The following is a 24,077-nucleotide window of genomic DNA, read 5'->3' on the forward strand; positions in this document are numbered from 1 at the left end:
TAAATCGAGATTAATTACAGCGCGTTATGGTATACGAGGGCTATTGCCCTATAAACCGTGGCGCATAAAAAAAGATCAGTGCAATGTCACTCGCTGTTGCTCAATTGAGTGGATCTGCATTTTTATCATTTCAGCAATCGGATCTTCCGGGCACTGCTCGACAAAGTAGCTTAAATCAGAGATGGCAATGTGGTTGCAATCCAATTGCGCATAAATCAGGCCCCGGTCGCGGATTTCATACGGGTCATCGGGGTCGAAAGCCAAAACCGCTTCGCTGGCACGTAATGCCAGTTCCATCTGCTTCTCTTCCATTAATGCCGCTTTCAGCGTATCGAGCATTTTACGTACAATAAGGGTATTCTCTGCCTCTTCCAGATCTTCATCTTCCAGCTCGGCGCTCAACCCCAGATTGCCCTTGATCCACACTTCAAGCACATGCTCGTTCAGCGTTTCACCGTTCAACGGATTAATCAGCCACATCTCTTCATCTAGCCAATCGGCACGAAGAATTAACTGGGTTGGGAAGATAACCGGCATCAGCGGCAAACCCAGTTGATGCGCGATATACAGAAAAATAACCCCCAAAGAAACCGGTGTCCCCTGGCGTTTATCTAACACTTTATCTAACCAGATGGCGTCTGACAGGCGATAGACACCACTTGCACCGCCAAATTTCCATTGACGGTAAAACAGATCGATAAGCACTTCTAATTGCTGATCTTGATTAAGTTCGGCAGGCATAGCAGCCCGCGCATCATCAACAAGCTGCTGCAGTTTGTTACGGACATCAGCCAGCGGAAAAGTCTGTCGAATCTCTTGGGTAACCAGTAACACCCCATCACACAGGGACGCGTTATTAAATTCGAAATCAGCAATGCTACTCATAGATATCCCATCAGCAGTGGTAATTTAGTTGTTGCCAGTTTTACAATTAGATACAGGCAACCCAGTGCGAGTATAAAGGCAAACCAGCGAATATTCTGGCTGCGAGTTCGCTTACCTAATGCAACATAGCCAAGCAGGATGTAGATAATAACGCCAAACAGCTTCTCAGTCAGCCATGTTCCCTGCGGACTGAATGGATAGAATCCAGTAATCAATATCAGCACAATACCACTGATAAACAGCAGCGTATCATTGATGTGCGGCGTTATCTTTACCCAACGCTTTTCAAGCATCGCTGAGCCGCGACATTTCCAGAAGAAACGTAGTACAAACAGAGTAATGCTGATCACCACGGTGAGTAAATGCAAATATTTCATGGCGATGTAATCAACCCACATGACTATCGATTCCTTGTTTTATCTCTTTTTACTTGATGTTGCAGCGCTATTAGCTGCGCGTGGTTACACGGACCATTGCCCCAATGTCACCCGGTCATTATTGCCATAATCTTTACAGGTCATTACCGCACTAAATCCCGAATTTTTAAGCCGTTCTTGCACTGCGTTGGCCTGCTGCCAGCCATGCTCTAGCATGAGCCAACCGCCGGGTTCCAAGTAGCCCGGTGCCTGGCTGACAATCGCGGCCAGATCGGCCATCCCCTCAGCGGCCGCAACCAATGCACTATGCGGCTCATAACGCACATCGCCTTCATTAAGATGAGGGTCATTGGCATCAATATAAGGGGGGTTACTGGCGATAAGCGCAAAACGCCCGCTCACTGGCTCAAACCAACTGCCTTGCAGAAAACACACATTATCTATCGCGAGCTTTTCTGCATTATGGCGGGCCAAAGCGACAGCATCAGCGTTGATATCTACGGCGATGACCGTGCAATCACGCCGTTCATTGGCCAGTGCCAACGCAATCGCACCGGTACCCGTCCCCAGGTCCAAAATACGACAAGGCATTGTGGGCAAACGTGCCAGCGCCTGCTCCACCAGACATTCGGTGTCAGGCCGTGGGATAAGCGTTGCAGAGGAAACACTCAGCGGTAAAGACCAGAACTCGCGCTCCCCAACCAGATAAGCAATGGGTTCACCTTGCTCCCGACGGTTCGCCAGTGTTTCGAGCCACAGTAGTTGTTCTGCCGTTATTTCCGTTTCACCAAAAGCCAACAGATAGGTCCGGGCCTTACCTGTCACAAAACTCAGTAGGATTTCAGCATCGCGCTTAGAGCTGTCACTGTGGGTAAAACGGGCTGCCGCCAACGACAGCCAATGCTGATAATTCATTAGTCTTACTCTGACAGTGCAGAAAGTTGGTCAGCTTGATATTCCTGCACAATTGGCTGGATAAGCATATCCAGTTTACCTTCCATCACCTCATCAAGCCGATACAGCGTCAGGTTGATACGATGGTCAGTAACGCGCCCCTGCGGAAAGTTGTAAGTACGGTTACGGTCAGAACGATCACCGGTACCCAACAAGTTACGGCGCTCTGATGCCTCTGCCAATTGCCGTTTTTGCATTTCAGCAGCACGAATACGCGCGCCCAACACTGACATTGCCTTAGCTTTATTTTTATGCTGCGAACGCTCATCCTGACACTCCACCACGATACCGGTAGGAATATGTGTAATACGGATGGCTGAATCGGTGGTGTTAACATGCTGACCACCCGCACCTGACGAGCGGAACGTATCTATACGCAAGTCACCGGCGTTGATTTCTGGCAACTCAGCCTCTGGGATGGCGGGCATCACTGCAACGGTACAGGCGGAAGTGTGAATGCGGCCTTGAGATTCGGTTTCTGGTACACGCTGAACACGGTGACCACCGGATTCAAACTTCAACTGGCCGAAGACGCCATCGCCAGATATTTTGGCAATAACTTCTTTATAACCGCCATGCTCACCCTCGCTGGCGCTCATGATTTCAACTTTCCAGCGGCGGGTTTCGGCATAACGGCTGTACATACGGAACATATCACCGGCAAAAATAGCGGCTTCATCGCCACCAGTCCCCGCACGGATTTCCAGGAAGCAGTCACGTTCATCATCAGGATCTTTTGGCAACAACAACACTTGTAGCTGCTGCTCGAGCTCTTCGCTGCGCGCTTTGGCAATTTTTAATTCTTCCTGTGCCATTTCACGCATTTCGAGATCGTCCAGCATCATTTCTGCGGCTTCGATATCATCCTGGGCGCTGCGCCACTCTTTAAAACAGCGAGTGACATCCGTCAATTGCGCATACTCACGTGATAGCGCGCGGAAACGGTCTTGATCGGCAATAACGCTGGCATCGCCAAGATATGCCAGAACTTCTTCATGGCGCTCTTGTAACGCTTCCAGTTTGGCAACAATAGAAGACTTCATCCGTGGTTTTAAACCCTGTTAATTAGAGGAAACTAATGCTGATCCAGCCCAAGGCTGTCGCGTAATAATTGCAACCGCTCCATATCGCCATCGCTGGCGGCTTGCTGGAGGGATTTGGTAGGCGCATGAATAAGGCGGTTGGTCAGCTTATAGGCCAACTCATTAATGACCTGTTCCACGTTAGCGCCCTGCTCAATGGCTACCAAGGCTTTAGCGGTCATTTCACTGCGGACCTGTTCAGCTTGAGAACGATAGTCACGGATCGTTTCTACCGCTCCCTGAGCCCGCAGCCAGGTCATAAAGTTCATGCTTTCCTGTTGTACTATCGATTCAGCCTGAACAGCCGCAGCCTGCCGCTGGACCATGTTGTGCTGAATGATCGCCTGCAAATCATCAATACTGTATAAATAGGCGTTCGACAACTTACCGACCTCCGGTTCTATATCACGGGGTACGGCAATATCAACGAATAACATTGGCTGATTACGACGGGTTTTCAATGCCCTCTCGACCATCCCCTTTCCTATAATAGGTAACGGGCTGGCGGTAGAACTGATAATAATATCAGCATCAGCCAGGCGAGCATCAATTTCTGGCAACGTTATCACTTCGGCACCGACCTCGCTTGCCAGGGATTGCGCACGTTCACGGGTGCGGTTGGCAATAATCATATGTTTGACCTGATGTTCACGCAGGTGGCGTGCCACCAATTCAATCGTTTCACCGGCCCCCACCAATAATACATGCAGTTCTGATAATGATTCGAAAATTTGCCGAGCCAAAGAACAGGCAGCAAAAGCGACCGAAACCGCACTGGTACCAATTTCAGTTTCTGTACGCACTCGTTTGGCGACAGAAAAAGATTTCTGGAATAACCGCTCCAGTTCACTCGACAGAGATTGCCCGCGCTGAGATTCAGCAAACGCTTTTTTTACCTGGCCCAATATTTGTGGTTCACCCAAAACTTGGGAGTCCAAGCCACTGGCGACCCGCATCAAATGGCGGACAGCGTCATTGCCATGATGCCAGTACAGGCTTTGTCTTACGTCATCCGGGCTGAGTTTATGATAGTTACACAGCCAGGTAATTAATTGTTCGTGTAGGTTTTCTTGCTGTTCAACGCTGAGATACAGTTCAGTCCGGTTGCACGTGGACAACACGACACCGCCCTGCACCAACGGCTGTTGGAGCAAGCTATTCAGCGCCTGATCCATCGATTCCGGTGAAAACGTCACTCGTTCACGTAACGATACAGGTGCGGTTTTGTGATTAATGCCTAATGCAAGCAGAGTCATGGGAACGGCTTCGAGTAATACTGGTGTTAGTATGGATTCTCGTCTGAAGCGCATTCTACTTGATGCGCGAGATCAATAAAAGTCACACGGCATCATCCTGAGTATTATCCCAAATTATGCACAATAATTGATTATCTGCTGTTCAATATAGAACAAGATATTGACGCTCTGCCCTCAGCCCGTTAGCGTGAGCACCTTAGATGTCTATTTGCAACGAACCAAAACGTGTTGTTTTGCCCTAAATGTTGCCTCATCAAAAACCTGCCGCAGGTGAAAACCAGACGGCTGATAGGATTTGTACCCATATGCCCATGCGTAAAAGACATTTTTATCGCCTGCTGCCTTTAGCCTCTCTGCTGCTGGCGGCCTGTACAATCCCAGTATCAAAGGGACCAGCCACTAGCCCTACGTCGCCACAGTGGCGTCAGCATGAACAACAGTTGCAGCAACTTGGCCAATTTGAAACTCGTGGCGCATTTGCTTACCTGTCTGATAAACAGAAAGTTTACGCCAGATTCTTTTGGCAACAGACCTCTCCCGAGCGTTATCGTTTATTACTGACTAACCCGTTAGGCAGCACTGAGTTAGAGTTGGTTGTCCAACCGGGTGTGACACAACTGACGGATAATCAAGGTAAGCGCTACGTCAGTGATGATCCGCAAGAGATGATTCAAAAGTTGACGGGCATGTCCATCCCACTGGAAAGCCTACGCCAATGGATCCTTGGCTTACCAGGCGATACCCCTGATTTTACCCTTGACGATAAATATCGCCTGAAGAAACTGACTTACCAACAAAATGGGGTGACATGGGTTGTTGATTACCAAGAATACAATACTCAGGTCACGCCCTCCCTGCCCAGCCGCCTGGAGCTAAATCAAGACGGGCAACGGATTAAACTGAAAATGGATAGCTGGACGGTTAAATAACATGGCTACCGCGAATCAACCTATATGTCCGTCACCGGCAAAATGGCCGTCACCAGCAAAATTGAATTTGTTTCTTTACATCACCGGGCAACGCGCCGACGGTTATCATCAATTACAAACGCTATTTCAATTTCTTGATTATGGTGATCAACTAACGATTGAACCGCGCGATGACAACCAAATTCGCTTATTAACCCCCATAGCAGGGGTGGAAAATGAGCAAAACCTGATCGTCCGCGCGGCAAAATTGCTGCAAAAACACCCTGGTAATATCACCGTGCCACGCGGTGCTGATATCAGCATTGATAAATGCTTACCGATGGGCGGTGGGTTGGGGGGCGGTTCGTCTAATGCTGCCACAGTATTGGTGGCACTCAACATACTGTGGCAATGTGGTTTAACTGATGAACAATTAGCCGATCTTGGCCTGACATTAGGAGCAGATGTCCCGGTATTTGTTCGAGGCCATGCCGCCTTCGCAGAGGGTATTGGTGAAAAATTACAGCCAGCAGAGCCTGTAGAGAAGTGGTATTTGGTCGTACACCCCGGTGTAAACATCCCAACACCGATTATTTTTTCTGATCCTGAATTAAAAAGAAATACGCCAATTCGCCCACTGGCGGCGCTTTTAAGCACTCCATACGCAAATGATTGCGAACCGATCGCAAGAAAACGTTTTCGCGAGGTTGAACAGGCTCTTTCATGGCTGTTAGAATACGCCCCGTCACGCCTTACCGGTACCGGCGCTTGTGTGTTCGCAGAATTCGACACGGAATCATCGGCTCGGCAGGTGTTAAGTATTGCCCCTGAGTGGTTACATGGTTTTGTCGCCCGTGGTGTAAATGTTTCACCACTGCATCGTGTACGCTCAGGGAAAATTGAAAGCAGTGAGCGCAGATAACGATTTACAGCGTTATGTAAGGTCGAAGTAATGGCCTCACTGACCTTGGGTTCTGAAAATACCTGTCTCACTTGATTGAAAGCCGGTTCATAATGCTGTTTTATACTTAATATATTTCAAGATGCAGGAAGGCGGTAAACGAGGGAGTCTCGATGAGCTTACATCCGTTAAGTGATTCAGATAAACGAGAGCATTCTGCATACCTGCAACTTGAAAGATCGTGGTTATCACTGTGTTTTGGCTTTAAATACCCGTATGTATATTGCAATCAGTATGTTTAATCGCCCCTGATTACTGATATGACAATATCTTCTCTGGACGCATGCCTGAGGTTCTTCTCGTGCCTGATATGAAGCTTTTTGCTGGTAACGCCACCCCGGAACTAGCACAACGTATTGCCAACCGTTTGTACACCAGCCTTGGTGACGCCGCAGTAGGTCGTTTTAGCGACGGCGAAGTGAGCGTGCAAATCAACGAAAATGTACGCGGTGGTGATATTTTCATCATCCAGTCCACCTGCGCACCCACGAACGATAACCTGATGGAACTGGTTGTCATGGTTGATGCCCTGCGTCGCGCCTCCGCAGGACGTATTACAGCTGTAATTCCTTACTTCGGCTACGCTCGTCAGGATCGCCGTGTGCGTTCTGCCCGTGTGCCTATCACTGCCAAAGTTGTTGCCGATTTTCTCTCAAGTGTTGGGGTTGACCGTGTATTGACAGTGGATCTTCACGCTGAACAGATCCAAGGCTTCTTTGACGTTCCGGTAGATAACGTTTTTGGTAGCCCAATCCTGCTGGAAGATATGTTGCAGCAGAATCTGGAAAACCCAATTGTTGTTTCACCAGATATTGGTGGCGTCGTCCGTGCCAGAGCCATTGCCAAGCTACTGAACGATACTGATATGGCGATTATCGACAAACGCCGCCCACGCGCTAACGTTTCTCAGGTGATGCATATCATCGGGGACGTTGCTGGCCGTGACTGCGTGTTAGTTGACGATATGATTGATACCGGTGGTACCTTGTGTAAAGCAGCTGAAGCCTTGAAAGAGCGTGGTGCCAAGCGTGTCTTTGCGTACGCAACTCACCCAATCTTCTCGGGAAATGCTGTTGATAACATTAGAAATTCTGTTATCGATGAAGTGATTGTTTGCGACACCATTCCGTTGTCCGCTGAAATCAAAGCATTGAAAAACGTGCGTACTCTGACGCTATCCGGCATGTTGGCTGAAGCCATCCGCCGTATCAGCAATGAAGAGTCGATCTCTGCAATGTTTGAACATTAATCAGTATCGGGTTATGGATACACGGCTGCGACGCAATTAGGTTGCAGCTAAACACGGCGGTGCTTTTTGCTGGTATCCCGGCGGTATCCTTAGCCAAATGAGATTGATCAGTGGCTTAATTGAAGCAGATAAAGAAAAACCCGTTGAAGCCTGTGCGACAACGGGTTTTCTGTTTTTGAAGATTCAACCAATTATCCATCCCTATGAGTGACGTTGATTCTTGGTACAACGCTTATCAAAGTGCTTAACCCACCAATAGCGATCAGCAACGGCTTCTCGACCACCGATACGCGCACCGGCTAACCACAGCAATGCACCGACAAAGATACTCATGATGGCACCGTGGGCAAAGAATTGAGGTAAACCAAGTTCGGAGATTTCGGTTAATATTGAATAACCTACTCCAACAACCATTGTGGCTAAACCCAACCCCATCAGCATATTACCCAGTACTGTTGCGCTCTTACGTTTCATATGTCACCTCCACTTCAAGCCGCCAGTCAATAACCCTACTAAACTCGCTGTTTTAAACTGCTTGCATAATACGATTATTCGTGTGCACTTAATGATTCAGTATAGTCAGCCTGGTACTCATGGTGTTGCGGTAGCGATCACAACTGGCAAATGTATTTTGACAAAAACTGACATTATCCAGATATTTAGCCAAGAAGTTGAATGATTCCGAAGGAAAATCATTCAACTATACAATTATTTTTCTACAATCCCCCCTTCTCCTGTATTCCAGTATGAACAAAATGTACTCGAGTTTTGTTATTAGGCACCATGACAGGTAAACTGTGGCACTTTGATTCCTTTAGTCATAGCGAAAGACAACGTGAGTAGCATTAAATTAATCGTTGGGCTGGCAAATCCGGGCGCAGAATATGCCCAAACCCGCCATAATGCGGGAGCCTGGTATGTAGATTTATTGGCTGAACGCCACAATCAGTCCCTGAAAGAAGAGAGTAAATTCTTTGGTTATACCGCACGGTTAAATCTGGCAGGCCAAGATATCCGTTTATTGGTACCCGCCACGTTTATGAATCTCAGTGGTAAAGCCGTCGCGGCGATGGCCAGTTTTTACCGAATTCTGCCGGAAGAGATTCTAGTCGCCCACGATGAGCTGGATATTTTACCGGGGATGGCAAAATTAAAACTGGGAGGAGGCAACGGCGGCCATAATGGTCTGAAAGACATTCAGAACAAATTAGGTAATAACCCTAATTTTTACCGCTTGCGTATCGGTATTGGTCATCCTGGTGATAAAAGCAAAGTCACTGGCTTTGTTTTGGGTAAACCCCCCGCTAGCGAACAAACGTTGATAGACGATGCCATTGACGAGTCTATCCGCTGCACTGAAGTGCTACTCAATGAAGGCATGACCAAAGCAATGAACCGCCTGCACGCTTTTAAGGCCAGCGCATAGCATCATTTATCGAGTCATCCTCTGAGGCTGCCATTACGCACACGGCGAAAGAGCATGATCGTGATAAATCATCATTATGTGTATAATGGCGGCATAAATTTTGATTACATCAATTCGCTAAACTTAACGGGTTGATTTTTAAGTTATTTAAGGTGATATAAACATGGGATTCAAATGCGGTATTGTGGGCCTGCCTAACGTCGGTAAATCCACCCTGTTCAACGCGTTGACACAAGCGGGTATTGAAGCAGCTAACTTCCCGTTCTGCACCATCGAGCCCAACACCGGTGTCGTGCCAATGCCGGACCCGCGTCTGGACCAATTGGCTGAGATTGTTAAGCCGCAACGTATCTTGCCAACAACCATGGAATTCGTGGATATCGCAGGGCTGGTAAAAGGGGCTTCCAAAGGCGAAGGCTTGGGTAACCAGTTCCTGACCAATATCCGTGAAACCGAAGCAATTGGTCACGTGGTGCGTTGTTTTGAAAATGACAACATCATCCATGTCGCCGGGAAAGTTGATCCAGCGGATGACATCGAAACAATCAATACCGAACTTGCCCTCTCCGATTTAGAAACCTGCGAACGTGCCATTCATCGTGTCCAGAAAAAAGCCAAAGGCGGTGATAAAGACGCTAAAGCTGAACTGGAAGCACTGGAGAAATGCCTGCCACATTTAGAGAATGCAGGCATGTTGCGCGCCTTGGATCTGACGGCTGAAGATAAAGCCGCTATCCGCTACCTGAGTTTTCTGACGCTGAAACCGACTATGTACATTGCCAACGTCAATGAAGATGGTTTCGAAAACAACCCGTATCTGGATCAGGTGCGCGCTATTGCGGCGGCGGAAGGTTCGGTTGTCGTTGCGGTTTGTGCTGCGGTTGAGTCTGATATTGCAGAAATGGAAGATGAAGATCGTGCTGAATTTATGGCCGAACTGGGCATTGAAGAGCCGGGGCTGAACCGTGTTATCCGTGCTGGTTATGAATTACTGAATCTACAAACCTACTTCACCGCGGGTGTCAAAGAAGTCCGTGCCTGGACCATCCCCGTGGGTGCCACGGCACCACAGGCCGCAGGTAAGATTCATACCGACTTCGAGAAAGGCTTTATCCGTGCACAAACTATCGCGTTTGATGACTTTATCACCTACAAAGGTGAGCAAGGCGCGAAAGAAGCCGGAAAGATGCGTTCAGAAGGTAAAGAATACATTGTTAAAGATGGTGATGTGATGAACTTCCTGTTCAACGTCTAAACAGCTTCTGTTGTCTCATGAGGTTTCAGTAAGCCTCATAAAGACTGACAAAATCCATAAAATCCACGCACTTGTGTGGATTTTTCTTTTCATGACGTCTCAAATTATTTCATGGAAGCGCAATAAAAAATGAGTACAAAGGTGAGTACAATAAGTTTCCATCTCCGCCTTATGTGAGTACAATAACGGTATAAGAATTATACAAGGATACGTTATGCTCACCGACACCCAATGCCGCATTGCTAAGCCGAAAGAAAAACTCTATCGACTCAATGACTTCAACGGCCTGTACCTCGAAATAAAACCCAACGGCAAGAAAGCATGGCGTTATCGGTTTAAACTCAACGGCAAATCCAGCATGTTTGCGCTGGGTGAATATCCAGCGGTGACACTCGCCGAAGCCAGAGCGAAATGTGAGCAAGCACGTAAGCAAGTCGCCGAGGGAGTAAACCCAGCACAAGCACGTCAATTAGACAAAATTCGCAAGGTCAACGACGCATCCAACACCTTTGAGCTTATCGCCAAAGAGTGGTTGCAGATGAAAGACTGGGCGGAAGTCACCAAAACGCGCCGCCTTGATATGCTGGAGCGCGTAGTATTCCCGTCAATTGGTCGGCTCCCTATCAGGGAAATCACACCCCATCACATTTTGAAAATACTACAGGAAACAGCGAAACGTGGGGCACCTACCGTTGCCGCTGAAGCCAGACGGACCATCTCATCTATTTTTGAGCTGGCTGTAGCTACTCTCAGAGCAGATAGCGATCCCGTTTGGCCTGTACGCAAGGCAATTCCTGCAAATAAAACTCAGCACAAGCAGGCATTAAATCCGCAGCAAATCGGGAAGCTATTAAACAACTTTGATAACAGCCGCGGCACATACCAGGTTAACTATTGTATGTGGTTGATGTGGTGGACGCTGGCGCGCCCCGCAGAAGTCACCGAAGCGGAATGGTCAGAATTCGACTTAGATAAAGCACTATGGATCATCCCGACAACTCGAATGAAAGCCCGGAGAGAGCATGTTATTCCCCTTCCCTCTCAAGCTGTCAAAATGCTCAAAACGCTTTATGGATTAACAGGCCATCGGCAGCATCTCTTTCCGGGGCGTGATAACCCACGCGGCCCAATGACTTCGTATTCATTGCGTCAACTGCTCAAGAGCCTTGGTTGGAGCGGAACATATAGTCCACATGCGACACGAACCACTGGTAGTACACGATTAAACGAAATGGGCTATAGACCTGACGCTATCGAAGCGCAGCTTGCGCATGCCGATACGAATAACGTTCGGCGCACGTATAACCATGCGACCTACCTTGATGAGCGGAAAGTTATGATGCAGGAATGGGCAGATAGGCTTGATGAGTGGTCTGACAATACTAGGTGAAGCTAGGTATAGCTCCGGGCAAAGGAGATGCTACTCTACCAGTAGACATGAATGCCCTCTTCACTGACTGGCTGAAAATAAAATGCCCAGAAGCCTCGAAAGCAAATAGGCAATCCATCTGGAACAAGCACTGAAAACCCCTTTACGATCTTCCGCCTAACAACCTGACCTATCAGCATGTGTACTCGCTGCTCATCGCTCTGGGGCCAACCAATGCGGCACATAGAGCATGCCAGATTGTTCGCGCCATGATGTTATACGCCTTCCAAGCTCATGGTATAGAAGGCCAACCAGGGCAGCCAGTATACGTTCCTCAGAAATTATCTGAAGTACATGATCGAAAAACCGTGGCTGCCGTTATCGGTAAAATTCGTGAAAACTGCCTGAGTACAAAACAGTACCATACTCTCTGGCACAACCTTGGCGATACTCCATCACATGCAGCAATGCGTTTTCTGATGGTCACGGGGGCCAGGAAAAGTGAAGTAACGAAGATGACATGGTCCGAGCTGGATCTGGACGCTCAAATCTGGACTCTGCCCGCCACGAGAACAAAAACCCGGCAAGAACGCATCTACCCTCTTCCTGCGGTGCTGATTGAGTTGTTAAAGGAATGGTCTTGGACTCGAAAAAACAGCGATAGCCTTGTTTGGGGCTACATTGGTGAAACAACGATGGCACATTCAGCAGAACGCTTACGCCCGATTGTTGGCAATGATTTCACGACTCATGATATTCGCCGTAGTGCCGCGTCATTGATGAGTGGTGAGGCAGGTATTGATCCGATGGTTGTTGATCTGCTGTTGGGGCACAGTGTTAAGGCGGTGGCCTAATGAATTCACGCCAACTATCCTCCTTCTCTACTGCCACGTCATACCTATAAGCATCATACAAAATGCTGAACGCTGCGCTATTCCTACGCTTCCTGACGTCACCAAGAGAGTAAATCAGGCTATACATCAGTGTATTTGCCGATCCTTCGTCAATATCAAAGCGCCGCATCACTTTCTCTTTGGTGATTTTCTTCAGACGTACACACTTGAGCCCATATTTCTCAAGTTCATCGCATAGAATAGTCAATTGACTTCTTTCGATATCATAGTTGTAGCCTTCAAAATTATGCCACTTGATAGTAGAAGGCTATCCCAATCAAACACCATTATTACTGACTACTACTCGCATTGGATATTTTAAAAGGGTAGCTTATATAACAACCCACCTTAAATATATCTGTATATACATATCCTCCCATCACACTTCCGCAAAAAATAATATGCTCCATTAGTTTTATGGTAAAATCACTCATCTCTATTAATAACCAAAATAATTATTGCAACAGAAAGTATTAAAAATCCTGAGATAAAAAATGAAAACATAGGGGCTATTGTTTTATTTAACATGGGAAATATTTTCTGAATAATAGGATGCACCACAAACTCAGCTAAAGTTGCTGCACCAACCAAACCAAAAACAAAAGTCAGCCAACGATCTCTCCGACTCCGAACAAAATCTGATTTATATCTTAGTTCATCAAGATGATACCTTGCGACTTCCTTTGCCGAGGGAATTAAAGCTGTAGTACCAAATGATTCGATAATATATGAAAGCGAATCAGATACTTCCCCTGAACAACTACTGTGATGAATTAATTTTTCTGAATTTGCAAGTGTTTCATATGCATGAAGTAGATGTTTATCAGACTGAGGATCGTGAGCCCAAGAACATGCTCTAGCTATGCTCATGTTATAGTATTCTATTTGTTCAGCTCTTGCTTGGCTTTCAAATATTTTCGAGCGTGTATTAGGCTCGTCCCAAACATTGTCTAAAGAACCATTAGGCTTTAACCAAGTCCATAAAAGAATAGACCTATTTGCATGGAAACAATAATCCTCAAACATCCTTAGATCCTGAGGTAAAACAGGAACCTTTTCAGCTACATCAGTTCTAAGCAAGATTTTCATCATTGAATGTGAAAAAGTATGAAAGAGTTCTTTTTTACTTTTTGACTGAGTATCGAAGCGAAGTAAAGAAACCGATGGACGTCCCTGCCATATAAATTCTTTAAAAGAGTCTCTTTTATATTTTCCATCTAACACCAGGATATTGCCTATAGCATTACAGTACATTGAGCGACAGAGATCTAAAGTAGCCTCCCATGAATCATTGTTTTCTGTCCCCGCAATTCGATGTAACGACCAATCACTGCCTCCCAGGCTAAAAATCTCCCCATCAGTTTGTAAAGCATCATCAAGTACTTTTTGACTATCTTTTTTCATTTTATTTATTAATTTATTTACCACCCTTCCCCTAAAATAATTCCCACCAAACGAAAACGTATCTTCAAATGCATGTATCAATTCAACTTCAGCATCTAGGGTTTGAATCTTAGCATCAACCCAGATAGATTTAAAATATCTTTGATAAATATTCACTACATTTGATATGAAATCGCTTTCTTTCATTTTCTCCCACGTTTCATCAAATTGAAAACTAAGAATTGCAATTCCATTTTTATAAACTTTAACTGAAGGAAAAAGAGCAACCTGTTCACTCTCATATTCTAAAACCAAAGGAGGTAAAGATGTTCTAATATAAATATCACTATTAAGTGAAACTCGACTCTCATGGAATGCAATCTCGTATGAGTCTATCAACTCCGCGATAATACGCTCTGGAATTTTAGGGTTAAACTTAATCTCCCAACTTGAATCCCATTGCCGGCCCTCTGGTTTTAATAGATCAATCTGTATCTTTTTTGAATCATCCATATAAATACATTTAAAATCAGAGAAAAAGACAGAATTAGAAATACCTGTTTTCAAGAGATTTGCAGCAGTTTTTACCAAATCAATATTAGCTGATTCGAACCCAATCACATAGTTATAAAACACATTAAACTGATTAATTCGTAACTGTCGTTGAGTTCTATCAAGTTTGAATAGATTCGATAACATAAGGTTCCATCCCGCAAGTCCTGAAGAATTTAATTTCATTAAAACTTGAATTTTCGTTAAAAGCAAATGATGCCTATAAATCCATAGAAATTTCTGTGTATGTAAAGCAATAAATGAAGAATTGAATGTCTGCGACAGCTCATGGTTCTCCACCGTATCCTTGCAAAATAACATTACTGAGTCAGTTGATTAATCCTTCAGCTCCAGCTTGAAACCCTGCCAATCCGGCAATAACAGTTCACGTAGTGCCACCACGCCATCATGATCCAGCATACAAACCACACCAGGGTTGAGCTTCACCACTTCACGGATATACGCTTGCTCTACACCACAGACCATGAACGCCAACAAGCTTTTATCTCTGGCATACTGTTCATAATGCTTTTTTTTCCGGTCGTACTTCTCCCCCTTCAAATCCAGAACCAGCCCCAGATCGTTCTCTATTCGGTGGTAGTTACGTGGTGAGCTACAGGTATCCCGATGGCGTTGATAAATTTTAGCAACTAGCTCCTCCAGGGCTGCCCGTAGTGGCCTGACGTACGCCTTCCACCAACGTAATATTTTCATGGCTGCTTTCTCAGTACCAACCCATTTCAGAATCCGTTTCCCAAGTCCCCCCGCAACGCCAACGGTAACCCGACCAATACGGTAGGTGGTCGAGTGAACCATCTTCTTGCATTGCTTGCGCGTCAGTCCGGTTTTTTTCATCATCATTTCATAGATAGACGACTTCACCCGATAGTCAACGCGGTCTCGCTTGCACAACCGGTTAATGCAAGCGAGACTACATGAGCGGATATCGTAGTTCAAAAGTCCATATCTAAACTTAGATTTCAACACATTAGGCAAGTTTTGGAATGCCCTATCGTAATATCGCCCACCGAAGGTTAGTCGATACGTGTGGTCATATGTAACCAGATCACCCTCAATCTTGGCGTTATATAGGTGGTTTAGGCTGCGGATACCTGCCCGGTAATAGTCATCAGGAACCATTTTTTTCAACTGCCGTAGAAACTTACGGTGCATTCTCCCTCGTGTAACCCCTTTCAACCAAGCCTGCTCCTTCCTCTTCAGCCCAGCCTGCCGCTTACCCAAATTCAACATATGTTTCGGCGCTTTCCCGTTGGCCCGGAGTATCTGCCTAAATGTAAAACTTTCCCCTGTTGCAGCGTCCACCAACCTCAAAGAGCCAACGTCACTTTTGGGGCGTACCGGATTGAATTGCCAAAGGCTGGGCTTCCGCTTATTCACATCCTGACTGGCGCGGCCCTCCTTAAAATGAAAATCAGAGGCGATATCTGGCAGGATGTCTATCAACCGTTTTACCTTCTGGCACTTACCCTGGTGGTTGATCTCACATTTACTCAACAGAGGATGGTACAGGCTACGGATATCCCGTTGGGTGCAGACTACCCAACCTTTATCGTTAGGCTCGGCAAGCCATAAATCGACTAGGAACTGCTGCAAGACACATCGCTGGGTAATGGCTCTCTGACCATCGCCCACTACTACCTGGGTAATGGCGGTAATACGCTTGTACACCCATTCAGGAATCTTCATCTCACTCCCCACTGGTTTGCGGGGGACGGTCGGCGGAACCTCACCGTGTGCTCTTATGGCGCACGGTGTCCACCGCCATCCCCCACCCCATGTTCTTCTCATAGACAACTTTGAGATTCGAAGCTTTGGGTTGGTGACTGGTTGGAGGGGCATGCCCCTAATTTGCTCACCTTCGGTCGCAAATTGTCCCCCATTAGGCTTACGCCTCCACTCACTCGCTTCGCTCGTTCGACACGTTCTCAATTCCCAACTGGTAGTTGGCCCAATGGCTATGGTGGCTCGCTGCTCGCTCCCCCCCATAGTGTGTAGTCAATAGCAATAGCTGATAATCAAAGATGCACTCATGGCGTTAACTCGTCGTTTTAAGGCTTCAACGTGGCTCTGGGGCGCATCTACAAGAACATTGATATAACAGTCAGTTACGTATTTTCTGGTACAGTTAGCTTTTTAAATTGCATTAGTTACCTCCGAAATCAGCATCTGCTATGCACTTTTTCAATTACAAAAGTGCATGCGCCAAATGGAAAACCAATAGGTTCACCGCACTTTCTCAACCAAGCATGATGCAATAAGCCGACCAAATCACCAGCTCAGTGCTGCACGTCATTTCACCTGACCGCCATAATTGAACGTGATTGTTGCAGACCCTAGCTTGTCTAATATCAGTAGGCTTCTTACTAATTCACTGCCCGTTAACGGTTCTGGTATGGCTTTGATCAGACGGTCACTCTCATCATTGAGAGTACAAGTCACCTGATGCCACATAGGATCAAAAACACGCTTAAATTGCTTGATGGGATCTTTGAGCATGACCTTGCTCATCGGGCTATTGATCACAGAAGGGCTGATATACTGGCCCTCACCACGCTCCATGTGCTTTTTCAGACCTTGCAGGAGCGCCTGATCATTGGGAAGCAGAAGACACAACACGGGAAGCCAGAACGCCTCATACTCTCCAGATGGAAACCTATGGTGCAATAAGCTGAAGGTGCCCATTACTGGCTCAGAACAGTTCAACCGATTTAGTGCCCTGCCGATACGCGGTTTAAACTTGTTGATTTGCTTACTGGCCTGTCGCATGTTGCTCCACGGGCGTAGCATGGGAGTCCTTTGGTTGAAAACCAGCATAATGACGACATAGCCCGGTGGAGTTGCCATTAGGGTTCGCCATATTTCCCATTGCAAGAGGTCACGTTCACGCTTGCAGTGAGGACAGGCAACACTTTCACAGGGAGTCTCATTGCGGCATCCTTTCAGTTTTTTTGCAAGCGCGAGTGATACTGGACGTAATTTCCCAAATTTTTGCAGTAAGGCAATACGCTGCTGGTTTTCTCTTTCTGCTGCCTGCTGTGACCCCAATTCAGGGGCTGTTTGGCTTAATATCTCCAGTCTTGAGGGTGCATGACGTATATAGTTTGGATCAAATGTAATAAATTGATGGCAATTGGTTAATTTGCTCATGGCGCAATATTTATCTCATTGATAAAGTTTATAGATAGGAAACATTACCCCTCACTGCAACAAACATGTTCCTCTATATAAAATGGGGAGGCTCCCTCCCCTTATTAAGCTTATACCCAAGTTACTTCAAGTTGCATGTAGGCGGCAACTGAGCGAAGCCCCAGGAGCTTGGTAAACCAAGTGACTGGGGCAACAGGGCGCAGCCAACACCCAAGCAACTTGAAGTATGAAATGTATAGAAAGAAATCAGGTTATTTAGTATTCCCTTTGTAATAGTGTAACCTCACATAGTTAGAAATATAATTCCGTTGACGCACTAAATAATCAGCAAAATCCCCACCACTCAATTGGCGCGCCTCTCCCTTCATGAGTATTTTTTCTGAGGTAACTGTGCAAGGACGCTCATACCATGAACGATCAAACACATAGGCCAGAATTTCCTCTGGGTTTTCAAATGAATACTTGCGTAAGGGAGTGTTCAGAATAGAATCACGAACATACATATTCCCCGATCGCATTAAATAACTTTCCATCCTTTTCATTACACTATCATTATCTTTAATCAATAGTCGTATTTGTGGCACGCAGTAATCCCCTTCCGATGCCATTTCAAAGGAATGATGTTCCATTACGATCCTACCTGCAATAACACCATCAAAGTCCATAGATTTAAATAATGGGTCAATTCTATTTTGAATGTTATTAATAATATATGGAAAACTATCAATACCTTTTGTAATTTTACTTATATTTTTATTCATATCAATACTTATTGCAATATAGTCTTTATCTCTCTCAAATAGCCCCATATATTTCCGCATGTCATTTAATTGCGCCACACCGCCACAAATTGGACATATTGCTAAATAGCAAGGTTGATAATTGCTACATGATAGAAGCCTTGAGGCTAAAATATAATATATACAAGTATGTATAGGTGTCATTTTCTCCGCTAATGCACGTACTCTCCGTACCTTTTCGGCTTCCATTTCATCTTTCCCCATAAAACCAGGTACAAGAATCAAAGCTCTTTTGCTTAACTTATTTAATGATGATGGAATCTGCCTTTGCAAGCATGGATAATCATGAAAAAGTTTTTTCATTTAAATTTCCTTCTTGATAAAATCCAATAAACATCAACTAGGTTCAGCAACTAAAAATACCTCACCACAGTAGTGTAAATATTAGAATAAAATAGGATGCGACATCTTATTTTAACCATCCTTGGTCATGTTCAATCAATAAAGACACAAGTGATTTTTATTTATAAAAATCCCTCCTTATTATGATTAAGCTATGTTCATCTGCAGCACTTGAGTAGGATTTTAAAAATGATTCTTTAGTGTTATAGTCTTTAGGTCTTAGCGAGTACGTGTACGTTCAGAGATCCATGTATCGATCTCGTGTTCATAGAACGCTATAGCGCGCTTCGATAGCAGTACTGGCACTGGAAATCGCTTGTCAGATAGCAGTCTGTAGAGCGTCGAACGGCTAATTGCACAGCGTTTTATCACCTCCTGAATTTTTATCAGTTTTCTCTCTTCCATATATCCTCCCTATCTGGCTAACCAGTTGAGCTACTCTACACCCTCGTTTTTTGCATGAATTAAGTGCTAGATTAGCGGAGAAGATAACTTGAGCATGAGCAACCGATTACGGATAAAAACACAGAAAAACTAACTAGCATTTAACTCTAAAATATTTGTATGTAAGGAATAAAAAACTAGAAATAGCTGTAACTTTGGTCATGCAAAATTGGCAGCTCTATTGCCCAGGGTTGCAGGAAATTCAAACAATCATGAAACAGAACATTAAACCACAAAGATAACAACATTAGGGATAAAAAACCAAATGAAGTCAATAAACGCAAATTTGGGTCAAGATAATTTCGAAAAACTTATTTTTATAAGTAAATCAGCGCATCCTGAATATTTCAATAATCCAACCCTCAGTGGAAAGGTTGTAGACAGCATTGTAAGTTATTGTATAGAAAAGGTTTATAACGATATCTATTCAAAGCTGAATATCAGCGACGCACCACTGCCTCTTATCCCACCTATAACAAAGAAAAGTCAGAAATTGTACAACTTATATCAAGTAGCAAATTCCTTACGAAAAGCAGGGAAAACCAACGCACATATTGTGCACCATATGAATAGTAACCAAGAACCAACGCCTGATGATGTGTTTGATAGAAAACCGCTGAAGGGGAGCAAACCGACTAGATGGAAGAAAGAGGATGTTGAATTTCTTCTGGATGTCAATGTATTGAATGAGTTTCTTGATGCTCTAAATCATCGTTCCCAACGAATTACTACCAGCACCTCAACCGCTGAGAAGCCATGATTTTGGCCTCATCGCCACGGTGATCGTATCGGGCCGTGGTAGATATGTCGCTATGGCCAGCCAACTGACGCACTGTATTGATATCAACTCCCTGCTCCAGCAGTTGAGTTATGAACGTGCGGCGCAAGTCATGGGGTGTAAACTCAGTCACGTTGGCAGTGGTTCTCAGTTGTTCCAAGATCGCCGTCAATCCTGCTGTGGTTAATGCGCCAACTGCCGGTTGACCAGAACGACTCACTTTGGTGAATAGAGCATACCCCTCACCTTTTGCAGCTAGCCATGCGGTCAATGCGTTAGCCACAGCAGGAGCCACATGGATCTCCCTGTATTTTCGCCCCTTCCCTTGTCGGACAATCAATAGACCATTCGAATAGTCGCCCTCCTGAAGTTTGACCAATTCGCCAGCGCGTAATCCAGCCCCGCACAAAGTCAGCAGGATAGCTGTATCTCTACATCTACGAGCGGGTTCACCGTGGCTTTTGGCGGCTTTCAGCAGTAGCCGAACCTCATGCCTACTTAACGCTCTTCCCTGCCGTATCGGATCGCCTTTAACGCGTTTGACAGCCTTGATACGTGCTAGTGTTTCCGCATCTAGCCGATGCAAGTTGAATGCAGTCTGTGCAAGTGATCGCAGTGCTGCCAACGCCATATTGACCGTTGCAACAGCGTAACCGTCATCCAGCAGGCAAGCGCGTATTTTAGCCACCTTGCCATAGTCCAGTTGCTCCCAGGGGTAAGACTGCGAGTTAGATCGTTTGTTGAGTATACGAGCACTATGGTTCAGCAAACTGGTGATACCGCCACGGCCTGATATCGCCAAGGTGTTGATATAAGCATCGAACACCGTGATCTTCGTGTTTCGTTGATTACCAGTCAGTTTAAGCTTGGACATGGCTAACTCTTTATAACGTACATTAAACCAAGTAACTGGGCCGCCTACAGCAGCCCACGCTCTGCCATTGAGACGGTTTGTGTACCGGCAACAATGAAGTGGTCAAGCACCCGCACATCAACCAGTTCCAACGCAGATACCAGCCTTTTGGTGATTGCCAAGTCTGCCTGACTGGGTTCTGGCTCACCACTGGGATGATTGTGGACAAGGATCAACGCCGCTGCGTTATGGTGCAGGCTTAGCTTCACCACTTCGCGAGGGTAGACGTTGACGCCGTTGATTGTGCCCCTGAACAGCTCCTGGTACGAAAGAATGCGTTGTTGGTTATCCAACAGCAGACAACCAAATACTTCGTGTTCCAGCGGAGCCAACTTGACCATGAGGTAATCCCGCACATCCATTACCGATAGCAGTTGTTTCCCCCGGATATAACGGTTTTCGATGATGGTTTGTGCCTGCTGTAGGATCAGGTCTTCATTGCAGCGGTCAATCATGTCAGAACTCCCGTTCAACAAAGTAAATACAGTCTGGGAAAAGTTGGTGTGAACTGTTGCCAGGCTTGAGTGACCAGCTCTTGCGTGGTGATTTTCGTCGACCACTGCTATCGAAGAAGTAGAGGTATTGGCTGTCTATGCGGGTGATGACTGACCAGTGATGTTGATCGCTAATCAGGATGAGGCGAGAGAACTCACTGTGGTTGAGGTATTCGGTCATTGCGGTGAGGATGCTCAGGGTGGTTAATCGCTTAAGTTCTCGGAAGGGCTGGCTGATTTGAGTGGGAAAATGTTTATGGTAGTACCCTTGCCGCAAGACCCGCTCAATCAAGTAATCCATTCGGGGTTCATCAAGGCCGTGGGTTAGCCATTCCTCCAAAGGCCATTCATAGCTGTACTCCCGCAATAGAGCACGCATCAATGGCTTCCTCTTCACCCTGCCATCAAACAGATACCCCATGATATTCACCAAGCTGTACGCCCCGCACAGACAATCCAAGTCGCCCTGTTGGGACGCACTGATCCCTCTATCCTTGACCACAATAGATACCCCAAATGGATTTAATTAACTTAGATTTCCCAAAGGAACTGGACGGTATAAACGTCTAGGTCGTAATACTGAATAAAGTTGGATTGCCATAATTCAAATAGCTCACAACCGGCCTTATGGCCGAGGTCGCCTAATCCAGCATGGAATGCATATTGTTGCGACCAACTAAAGTCAATTTCCTTTTCTAATTCAGGGTAAACCCGCCCCATATAAGCAAAGTCAGTGATGTAATCAAAAAACCAACGTTCTTCTTTTTTGATTAGCCGGATTTCCACTGGATGATAACCACCAAGCTCGGCACTGTAGTCGGTGTCTCTAAAAATAAAAGATGCAGCTTTCAACTTTTGCTTTATTGGCGGGGCTTTGCCCATTTCTTTAAATAATAGTTCAATCAATTTTGGATTAATGGGAAGCCTATAGTCTTCCTGATGGATGATATTCATAACGTTTCCATTTAAGTTAAAATAGTCAACAAGTCGAATTTGAAATGCAGTTGCACCTCCCGTGAAGGATTAATTAAATATTATTGGTTTGAGTGGCTGTAAATAATCACTTTACCACAATGACATTTTATCAAATAATACATGCCATGGCAAATAGTTTCAATGAGAAACTATTAATTAAATAATAACTTGGGAATGGTCTAAATTAACTATTCAGACCGGATTAGGCGTGTGAAATAGAGCTTAAAAGTTGCTGGCGCTGTTCCTCAGAAAGCGTCATCAACTGACGTGCCAACATCATCACTTCTGGCTCCATATTAGTGGTTAACATCAAATCATCGGCTACCTGCTCCAATGCCTGCTTTAACAGCCTGTCGCGGGACTGTGGCTTCATGGTCTTGAACAGTTGCACCCAGAGGTTAAGTTGTTCATCGCTGCCATAGGGCGAGGCTATTTGCGTTTTCTGCTGCTGCTCAACACGCTCACTTTGCAACGACATCCCCGCCGCACGGATATGATACTCAAAGCCCTTATGTCCAGTTCTCTTTCTCTTGATGTCAGGGTGCATAGCCGCCAGTTTTTCCAGACGTAAGCGGCAACCTTTTGCGGTGCCCGGCATACCCGGTTTCCCGACAAATGCGGGTGCTGAGAGCCATTGTTCATTATCAGCATGAGTTTCTTGCGGCAAATTATTTTTCATGAACTTTAATCCAGATATCAATGCGTTAAAAAGAATCGGCAAAACAACCCACAAAAGGAACTTGATAAGTATCTTTTATTCGCATTTAATATCCATGTACTGATACAGAGGAGTTAATATTGTGAATAACCACGTAGCATCGCAAAAAAAGTCCCCTAAGGGAAGTCTGGAAGATTGGCATCGGGCTGACATAGTGGCGGCCTTGCATAAGCGGGGAGTGAGCCTGTCGCAGTTATCACGCGAGCAAGGATTGGCTCCCCGTACACTCAATAATGCATTCAGCCAACACTATCCTAAGGCAGAACGCCTGATAGCCGGGGTATTGGGCATGACACCAGAACAGTTGTGGCCCAGTCGCTATCTCAACAAGGCACCCTCGATTCATGCCAAGAAGGGATAGCAATGGCGACCACCATCACATCGGTAACAGAAAGTTTTGAATACCTCTTCCACTCGCTGTACCGGCAGGAGTTTGTCAAAACACTGCGGTTGAATGAATGTAACGAAAGAGAACTACTCCCCTTGGTGCGTTGCTACCTATTAGGGTACTTTGCTGATGCGGTATCACCCGAGGTTCAGGGGAAGCTACCGGGGACAATAACAGGTAATGGCTACATTGATTTTGTGATTGATGATGTGGCGGTTGAGTTTGCGGTACGCAAACCCACAGCAGCGAAATCCACCGTCTCCGCAACCGTCAACAGCACGGAAATGAAGAAGCTAATGAAGTATCCGGGCAAAGCCTTACTGGTCTTGTTCGACTTCTCAAACACACCCTATACAGAAGCTCAAATAGAGGCTTTCCGTGACTGGCCTTCACTGGGGAAAGGCAACCATAAGAAATCAGCTTTTAATGTGGCTTACTTTTATGTGGAGACACATAAGCCGCTGACACTGGGGAAAATCACTAAAAACATCCGTATCAACTGACAAG

The 24,077-nt window shown here is 45.7% G+C and carries 26 protein-coding genes; 10 read left to right on the forward strand and 16 right to left on the reverse strand.

Annotated features, from left to right (window positions below; translation table 11 throughout):
- Positions 1-75: 75 nt before the first annotated feature.
- From sirB1 to hemA, 5 genes are all read right to left on the reverse strand, one after another.
- The gene (gene sirB1 / locus AC971_RS10375; protein ID WP_002211233.1) at positions 76-885 is read right to left on the reverse strand and encodes an invasion regulator SirB1; all 810 of its coding nucleotides are present in this window, start codon (positions 883-885) and stop codon (positions 76-78) included.
- Positions 882-1,283, reverse strand: a complete 402-nt coding sequence (locus AC971_RS10380) for a SirB2 family protein (protein ID WP_002211234.1) — start codon at positions 1,281-1,283, stop codon at positions 882-884. Before AC971_RS10380 ends, sirB1 begins: the two co-directional genes overlap by 4 nt.
- 63 nt (positions 1,284-1,346) lie before the next feature.
- Positions 1,347-2,177: a peptide chain release factor N(5)-glutamine methyltransferase gene (gene prmC, locus AC971_RS10385; protein WP_025383776.1), complete on the reverse strand. Its 831-nt coding sequence runs from the start codon at positions 2,175-2,177 to the stop codon at positions 1,347-1,349.
- A gap of 5 nt (positions 2,178-2,182) precedes the next feature.
- The gene (prfA, locus tag AC971_RS10390; protein ID WP_038402241.1) at positions 2,183-3,259 is read right to left on the reverse strand and encodes a peptide chain release factor 1; all 1,077 of its coding nucleotides are present in this window, start codon (positions 3,257-3,259) and stop codon (positions 2,183-2,185) included.
- 32 nt (positions 3,260-3,291) lie between these two features.
- Positions 3,292-4,554, reverse strand: coding sequence for a glutamyl-tRNA reductase (hemA, locus tag AC971_RS10395; protein WP_025383775.1), 1,263 nt, complete (start codon positions 4,552-4,554; stop codon positions 3,292-3,294).
- Between the two features lie 305 nt (positions 4,555-4,859).
- On the opposite strand from hemA, the gene lolB reads away from it, so the two are divergent.
- The 3 genes from lolB (at position 4,860) to prs (ending at position 7,672) form a co-directional block, all read left to right on the forward strand.
- Positions 4,860-5,483: a lipoprotein insertase outer membrane protein LolB gene (gene lolB, locus AC971_RS10400; protein WP_025383774.1), complete on the forward strand. Its 624-nt coding sequence runs from the start codon at positions 4,860-4,862 to the stop codon at positions 5,481-5,483.
- Between the two features lies 1 nt (position 5,484).
- Complete coding sequence (gene ispE, locus AC971_RS10405; RefSeq protein ID WP_025383773.1) at positions 5,485-6,384, forward strand: 4-(cytidine 5'-diphospho)-2-C-methyl-D-erythritol kinase; 900 nt, start codon at positions 5,485-5,487, stop codon at positions 6,382-6,384.
- Positions 6,385-6,724: 340 nt separating this feature from the next.
- Positions 6,725-7,672: a ribose-phosphate diphosphokinase gene (gene prs, locus AC971_RS10410; protein WP_002211240.1), complete on the forward strand. Its 948-nt coding sequence runs from the start codon at positions 6,725-6,727 to the stop codon at positions 7,670-7,672.
- A gap of 201 nt (positions 7,673-7,873) precedes the next feature.
- On the opposite strand, the gene ychH is transcribed toward prs, so the two are convergent.
- The gene (ychH, locus tag AC971_RS10415) at positions 7,874-8,146 is read right to left on the reverse strand and encodes a stress-induced protein YchH (RefSeq protein ID WP_002211242.1); all 273 of its coding nucleotides are present in this window, start codon (positions 8,144-8,146) and stop codon (positions 7,874-7,876) included.
- 361 nt (positions 8,147-8,507) lie between these two features.
- Here ychH and pth point away from each other — a divergent pair, with 361 nt between their 5' ends.
- The 4 genes from pth to AC971_RS10435 all read left to right on the forward strand — a co-directional run bounded on the left by pth (position 8,508) and on the right by AC971_RS10435 (position 12,576).
- Positions 8,508-9,098, forward strand: a complete 591-nt coding sequence (gene pth, locus AC971_RS10420) for an aminoacyl-tRNA hydrolase (protein ID WP_002218168.1) — start codon at positions 8,508-8,510, stop codon at positions 9,096-9,098.
- Between the two features lie 163 nt (positions 9,099-9,261).
- On the forward strand, positions 9,262-10,353 hold the full coding sequence (gene ychF / locus AC971_RS10425) for a redox-regulated ATPase YchF (RefSeq protein WP_002211245.1): 1,092 nt from the start codon (positions 9,262-9,264) through the stop codon (positions 10,351-10,353).
- A 214-nt stretch (positions 10,354-10,567) separates the two neighbouring features.
- Positions 10,568-11,743 carry a tyrosine-type recombinase/integrase gene (locus AC971_RS10430; protein WP_025383772.1) on the forward strand — a complete coding sequence of 392 codons (1,176 nt, stop codon included), beginning with the start codon at positions 10,568-10,570 and terminating at the stop codon, positions 11,741-11,743.
- Between the two features lie 248 nt (positions 11,744-11,991).
- Positions 11,992-12,576: a tyrosine-type recombinase/integrase gene (locus AC971_RS10435; RefSeq protein ID WP_025383771.1), complete on the forward strand. Its 585-nt coding sequence runs from the start codon at positions 11,992-11,994 to the stop codon at positions 12,574-12,576.
- 465 nt (positions 12,577-13,041) lie between these two features.
- Here AC971_RS10435 and AC971_RS10445 read toward each other — a convergent pair whose 3' ends face one another.
- From AC971_RS10445 to AC971_RS22965, 5 genes are all read right to left on the reverse strand, one after another.
- Positions 13,042-14,736: a hypothetical protein gene (locus AC971_RS10445; protein ID WP_231573006.1), complete on the reverse strand. Its 1,695-nt coding sequence runs from the start codon at positions 14,734-14,736 to the stop codon at positions 13,042-13,044.
- A 150-nt stretch (positions 14,737-14,886) separates the two neighbouring features.
- Complete coding sequence (locus AC971_RS10450) at positions 14,887-16,257, reverse strand: hypothetical protein (RefSeq protein WP_025383768.1); 1,371 nt, start codon at positions 16,255-16,257, stop codon at positions 14,887-14,889.
- A 603-nt stretch (positions 16,258-16,860) separates the two neighbouring features.
- Positions 16,861-17,718, reverse strand: a complete 858-nt coding sequence (locus tag AC971_RS10455; RefSeq protein WP_025383767.1) for a hypothetical protein — start codon at positions 17,716-17,718, stop codon at positions 16,861-16,863.
- Positions 17,719-17,969: 251 nt separating this feature from the next.
- Complete coding sequence (locus tag AC971_RS10460) at positions 17,970-18,821, reverse strand: hypothetical protein (RefSeq protein ID WP_025383766.1); 852 nt, start codon at positions 18,819-18,821, stop codon at positions 17,970-17,972.
- Between the two features lie 258 nt (positions 18,822-19,079).
- Entirely contained in the window at positions 19,080-19,265 is a 186-nt protein-coding gene (locus AC971_RS22965; protein ID WP_025383765.1) for a helix-turn-helix transcriptional regulator, read from the reverse strand.
- Positions 19,266-19,569: 304 nt separating this feature from the next.
- Between AC971_RS22965 and AC971_RS10465 the strand changes: the two genes are divergently transcribed.
- Positions 19,570-20,064, forward strand: a complete 495-nt coding sequence (locus AC971_RS10465) for a hypothetical protein (protein ID WP_025383764.1) — start codon at positions 19,570-19,572, stop codon at positions 20,062-20,064.
- On the opposite strand, the gene AC971_RS10470 is transcribed toward AC971_RS10465, so the two are convergent.
- The 5 genes from AC971_RS10470 to AC971_RS10490 all read right to left on the reverse strand — a co-directional run bounded on the left by AC971_RS10470 (position 20,033) and on the right by AC971_RS10490 (position 23,143).
- A complete protein-coding gene (locus tag AC971_RS10470) occupies positions 20,033-20,956 on the reverse strand; it encodes a tyrosine-type recombinase/integrase (RefSeq protein ID WP_025383763.1) in 924 nt (307 codons plus the stop codon). The genes AC971_RS10465 and AC971_RS10470 overlap by 32 nt on opposite strands.
- 44 nt (positions 20,957-21,000) lie before the next feature.
- Positions 21,001-21,450: a RadC family protein gene (radC, locus tag AC971_RS10475; RefSeq protein WP_025383762.1), complete on the reverse strand. Its 450-nt coding sequence runs from the start codon at positions 21,448-21,450 to the stop codon at positions 21,001-21,003.
- 1 nt (position 21,451) lies between these two features.
- Positions 21,452-21,991, reverse strand: a complete 540-nt coding sequence (locus tag AC971_RS10480) for a hypothetical protein (RefSeq protein WP_048677588.1) — start codon at positions 21,989-21,991, stop codon at positions 21,452-21,454.
- Positions 21,992-22,020: 29 nt separating this feature from the next.
- A complete protein-coding gene (locus AC971_RS10485) occupies positions 22,021-22,443 on the reverse strand; it encodes a DUF2787 family protein (RefSeq protein ID WP_025383760.1) in 423 nt (140 codons plus the stop codon).
- A 223-nt stretch (positions 22,444-22,666) separates the two neighbouring features.
- Complete coding sequence (locus AC971_RS10490) at positions 22,667-23,143, reverse strand: hypothetical protein (protein WP_038402237.1); 477 nt, start codon at positions 23,141-23,143, stop codon at positions 22,667-22,669.
- 121 nt (positions 23,144-23,264) lie between these two features.
- Here AC971_RS10490 and AC971_RS10495 point away from each other — a divergent pair, with 121 nt between their 5' ends.
- Both AC971_RS10495 and AC971_RS10500 read left to right on the forward strand, forming a co-directional pair.
- The gene (locus tag AC971_RS10495; RefSeq protein WP_025383758.1) at positions 23,265-23,543 is read left to right on the forward strand and encodes a helix-turn-helix domain-containing protein; all 279 of its coding nucleotides are present in this window, start codon (positions 23,265-23,267) and stop codon (positions 23,541-23,543) included.
- 2 nt (positions 23,544-23,545) lie between these two features.
- Positions 23,546-24,073, forward strand: a complete 528-nt coding sequence (locus AC971_RS10500; RefSeq protein WP_025383757.1) for a hypothetical protein — start codon at positions 23,546-23,548, stop codon at positions 24,071-24,073.
- Positions 24,074-24,077: the final 4 nt, after the last annotated feature.

Origin of the sequence: Yersinia similis (assembly GCF_001053095.1) — a bacterium.
In the GTDB taxonomy this organism is placed as follows: Bacteria; Pseudomonadota; Gammaproteobacteria; order Enterobacterales; family Enterobacteriaceae; genus Yersinia; species Yersinia similis.